General features: G+C 64.9%; 4 protein-coding genes. 1 reads left to right on the forward strand and 3 read right to left on the reverse strand.

The window, feature by feature from the left end; translation table 11 throughout:
* The 3 genes from VL752_RS06085 to VL752_RS06095 form a co-directional block, all read right to left on the reverse strand.
* On the reverse strand, positions 1-177 hold a 177-nt coding region (locus VL752_RS06085; RefSeq protein ID WP_325353196.1), incomplete at its 3' end, for an FAD-dependent oxidoreductase.
* A 121-nt stretch (positions 178-298) separates the two neighbouring features.
* Complete coding sequence (locus VL752_RS06090) at positions 299-1228, reverse strand: hypothetical protein (protein WP_325353189.1); 930 nt, start codon at positions 1226-1228, stop codon at positions 299-301.
* A 151-nt stretch (positions 1229-1379) separates the two neighbouring features.
* Positions 1380-1886: an Hsp20/alpha crystallin family protein gene (locus VL752_RS06095; RefSeq protein ID WP_325353191.1), complete on the reverse strand. Its 507-nt coding sequence runs from the start codon at positions 1884-1886 to the stop codon at positions 1380-1382.
* A gap of 292 nt (positions 1887-2178) precedes the next feature.
* On the opposite strand from VL752_RS06095, the gene VL752_RS06100 reads away from it, so the two are divergent.
* Complete coding sequence (locus VL752_RS06100; RefSeq protein ID WP_325353194.1) at positions 2179-3792, forward strand: glycosyltransferase family 39 protein; 1614 nt, start codon at positions 2179-2181, stop codon at positions 3790-3792.
* Positions 3793-3822: the final 30 nt, after the last annotated feature.

The following is a 3822-nucleotide window of genomic DNA, read 5'->3' on the forward strand; positions in this document are numbered from 1 at the left end:
CAGCCCGCCATGGATCAGCTTGGTGGAGGCAGAGGAGGTGCCGGAGGCGAGATCGCGCTGTTCGCAGAGAAAGACGCTGAACCCCCGCCCCGCCGCATCCCGCGCAATGCCGCAGCCGTTCACGCCGCCGCCAATCACAGCTAGGTCATAGAGATCGCTTGAGTTTTCAGTGGTCATGGATCCGCCTTCCCAGATGAGCCTTGCCGGTCACCTCAGCGGTTCTCGATCAATCACGCCATAAGCGAAAGAGCAAGCGAACATATCGCGCGCCATACGAACCTTTGGCGCTGAGAGGCGGTCAGCCGCTGATGAGGGGCACGGAGCGCGCACTGCGTTCAAGCCGGGCCGCGCGCCGCGCCAGCCCGTGGCGTGCTGCCTCTGCCTGGACATGGAAGATCCGGGCGAAAAAGGGGCGCAAGACACGTAACAGTTCGGGCGTTCCCTGGTAGGGGCCGCCCAGGCCGACCTGCTGGATGCAACCATGCGCGATGGCTTCCCGCATGATGACCAGAGCATGGGTGCGCGAGATCGCGAACTGCCGGGCAAGGTCGGAGACACGGTAGGCGTCCCCCCGGTTCGTCCCGACCATCATGAGGAAGAGCACGGTGAGGGCCGCATCCCGTTCGATCAGGGCGTTCAGCAGCGGGTCATCCCCTATGGCGTGGACGCCGGCCCGCCAATAGCTGAGATAGCCGCCGACGATGTCGCCGACGACCTCATCTTCATCGAGGACGGCGATCGCGGCAGAGACATCCGGCTGGATCAGCGCATTGGCGGACAGAATGCCGCGCAGGCGCGCCCGATGGAGATCGAACAACGCCTGCGAGGGAGCGAGCTTGCGCTGGCGCGAGTCTTCGGCCGGGATGGGGGCAAGGAAGCCGCCGACGCGCAGGAGTGCGGCGAGCGCCGTCATCCGGTTGGGGCTGCAGACCCCGTAGCGGCGCGCCTGATCGCGCAACTGGGACACGGTGAAGCCCCGCTTGCCACCGGAGAAATGCAGATCAATCATCATCATGGCGGCGAGAACCCGGCCGCGGTCGTTGGCGACCCGATTGAGGAGCCAGTTCCCCCGGTAAAAGGAGACGGAGGACGCCGCCGCCGCGAGCATCGCCTCGTCGAAACGCGGATGGGCGATGAGAGCAGAAACGTCAGGGTCGCCAAGCACCTCGTTCGTTGAGGTGTCGATAGTTTCGTCTTTAAAATGAGGGGCGAAACTTCCCTTCGTCATAGCAGGCGGAGCTCACTCTGGTGCGGAGACGCGGACGGACGTGCGCCACATCGTGTCGATATTGGAAACAACGGATCTTGCTAGAAAACCGCCGTTATTCAATCGATGATGCGGCTGGACTCGTCAAGTCACCATCCACCAACGCCAGGCCTTACTGCTGAACTTCTTGCCGAGGAATGCGGATGTGCAGCACGCCTCTCCGGCAGCTGACGGTGAGCCGAGCCGGGTCGGCCGCCTGCGGAAGCCGGAAGGACCGCAGGACCTGCCCAAAGCGCCGCTCCGACAGGTAGTAGTGGTCCGGCTGTGCCGCGCCCGAGCTGTCCTGTCGATCGGCGCGGATTGTCAGGATGCCGGCACCGACGGCGATTTCGACATCGTTCTCGTCCAGACCCGGTAGTTCGACCGTGATCTCATACCCTTCCTCGGTGCGCAGGAAATCGGCGGCGACGGGTCGTGCGGTGAGGAGGGCGGCGGGAACGCCGAGATCGAAGTCGAGCAGATTGCGGATGAGGGGCAGCGCCGTCGGCCGGGGACCGAAACTGTCGCAGATGAGGTCGATCTCTGCCTGCAAGGCCTCGAAGGCGACGCGGGCGGTCACTGCCCCGTCGAGGGTGGCGGGCATTGCCGTCTGGGCGGCGGGAGCGATGGTCTGGCTCATAATGCTCTCCTCTGATGAAGGGGTCTCGTGGGTTGCGGCGCTTGTGCGGTCAGGGGGGGCGTCGGCCCGTTTTGTCGTCTTGCCGGCGTCCTCGTCTGACCCCATTGATAGTCTGGAAGATCGGGTGACGTCAGTCGTTTGCTCGCGTACGCGGAGTCGCGTACCGCTGATCCGCCGGACCGGTTCCGCCGTCATGGAGCGAGACCCGCAGGACTACAAAACCGCCTTATTCGGCCTCCAGTCATGAACGGAGCGCCACTTGCGCCACGGATCGGATTGGAGAGCCAATACTTTGAGCCTGACGGATCGCGGAGCCTCCCATCTGCAGCGGACGATCACTCAGACGACGGGATGGGGTGGCCGCATCCAGGGTGGCGAGAGGATCGTTCTGCCGCTCGCCGTCTTCCTCCTCGGCCTCGCCGCGCGTCTGCACGGCATCGGCGCGATGCCCTACTGGCTGGACGAGGTGACCACGGTTCACCGCGCGAGCTTGCCGCTCGGCGCCATGGTGCAGGACAGCCTGCAGTTCCACCATCTGCCATCCTATTTCTGGATTGCCTCTCTCTTCGGCCATTATGGGCTGGGAGAGACGGTGCTGCGTCTGCCCTCCGCGCTTTTCGGCGGCGTTTCGGCGGCCGTCGTCTATCTCATTGCTCGCAGCTTGGGCGGCTGGCGTGCCGGGCTCGTGGCCGGCCTGTTGCTCGCCCTCTCGCCGCTGCAAGTGCAGTACGGCCAGGAGGCGCGGTCTTATACCTTCGTCATTCTGATGATGGCAGTAGGGCTGCTCGGCCTTGTGCAGATCGCGCGCGATCCCCGCGCCGCGAGCCTGCCGCGTCAGGACCCGGATGCGCGCATGCTACCCTGGGTGATCTATGCCATCGGCACGATCGGCGCGCTGCAGGTTCTGAGCACCGCCTTCTTCTGGCTGATTTCAGCCAATTGCGCCGCCATCGTGATTGCCCGCGACCCGCGAACGGAGCGGCACCGGTTCATCCGCCGCTGGATCCTGGCCCAGTGTCTGGCGCTGTTTTCCATTCTTCCCTGGTTCCTGGCGATGGCGCTGTTGACAGACGGACATATGGGCAACGCGACCGACTGGGTGCCCCCCGTGACCTGGCACAGTTTCCTTTCGACCCTCGGCTCCCTCTACTTCATGCGAATTTCGCGCCTCATCAGCTTTCACCTTTTTCCGGTGGTGGTGCCGGGGATCGGCATCCTGCTCCTCGCCCTCTGTGCCATGGGCATTCTCTTCCTCCGGTCGCGCGATGGCGAGAAGACGTTGCTGCGGACCATGCTTGTGGTGGCGCTGCTGCCGCCGCTGCTCATCCTGGCGATCTCGGTGGCAAAGCCTCTCTGGATGCCACGCTACGTCATATGGAGCTCGGTGCCTTTCTTCGTGCTCGTGGGCCTCGGCGTCGCGCGCCTTGCCGGGCCTCGCCTGCAGCTGGCGGCGGTGGCCGCCATCGGCCTGCTCGCGGTCGTCAACCTCGCTCCCTATTACCACGTGGAAACCAAGCCGCGCTGGGATCTCGCGGCTCAGGATTTGATGCAGGTCGTGGAACCCGGAGACATCGTGCTCGTCCCTGACCGGGGCCCGATCGCGATCATGGACTTCTTCCTCGGGCGGCAAGGGCGGTCGATCCCGGACGGGCTCTGGACGCGGGACGTCTTTGCCGCCGCCGCGCATCTTCAGAAGGGCGGCCGCGTCTGGGTCGTCTCGGGCAAGGTCGGGCAGGCGGATCACACGCCGCGCAAAAGCTTCGACAGCATTACGAGCCCGCTGGGCGCGCCGGTCCGCACCATCGCGGCGGGCGATCTCATCACGCTCAAGCTTTACGACCGGCTGCCCGACGGCAATCTCATCGCCCAGGGCGGCAATGCCCAGGCGAAGACCATCGGCTTCTGAGCGTGGATTAAGGGGAAGGTTCGGCTGGAG

This window comes from Acidisoma sp., from assembly GCF_035492295.1.
Classification (GTDB): Bacteria; Pseudomonadota; Alphaproteobacteria; order Acetobacterales; family Acetobacteraceae; genus Acidisoma.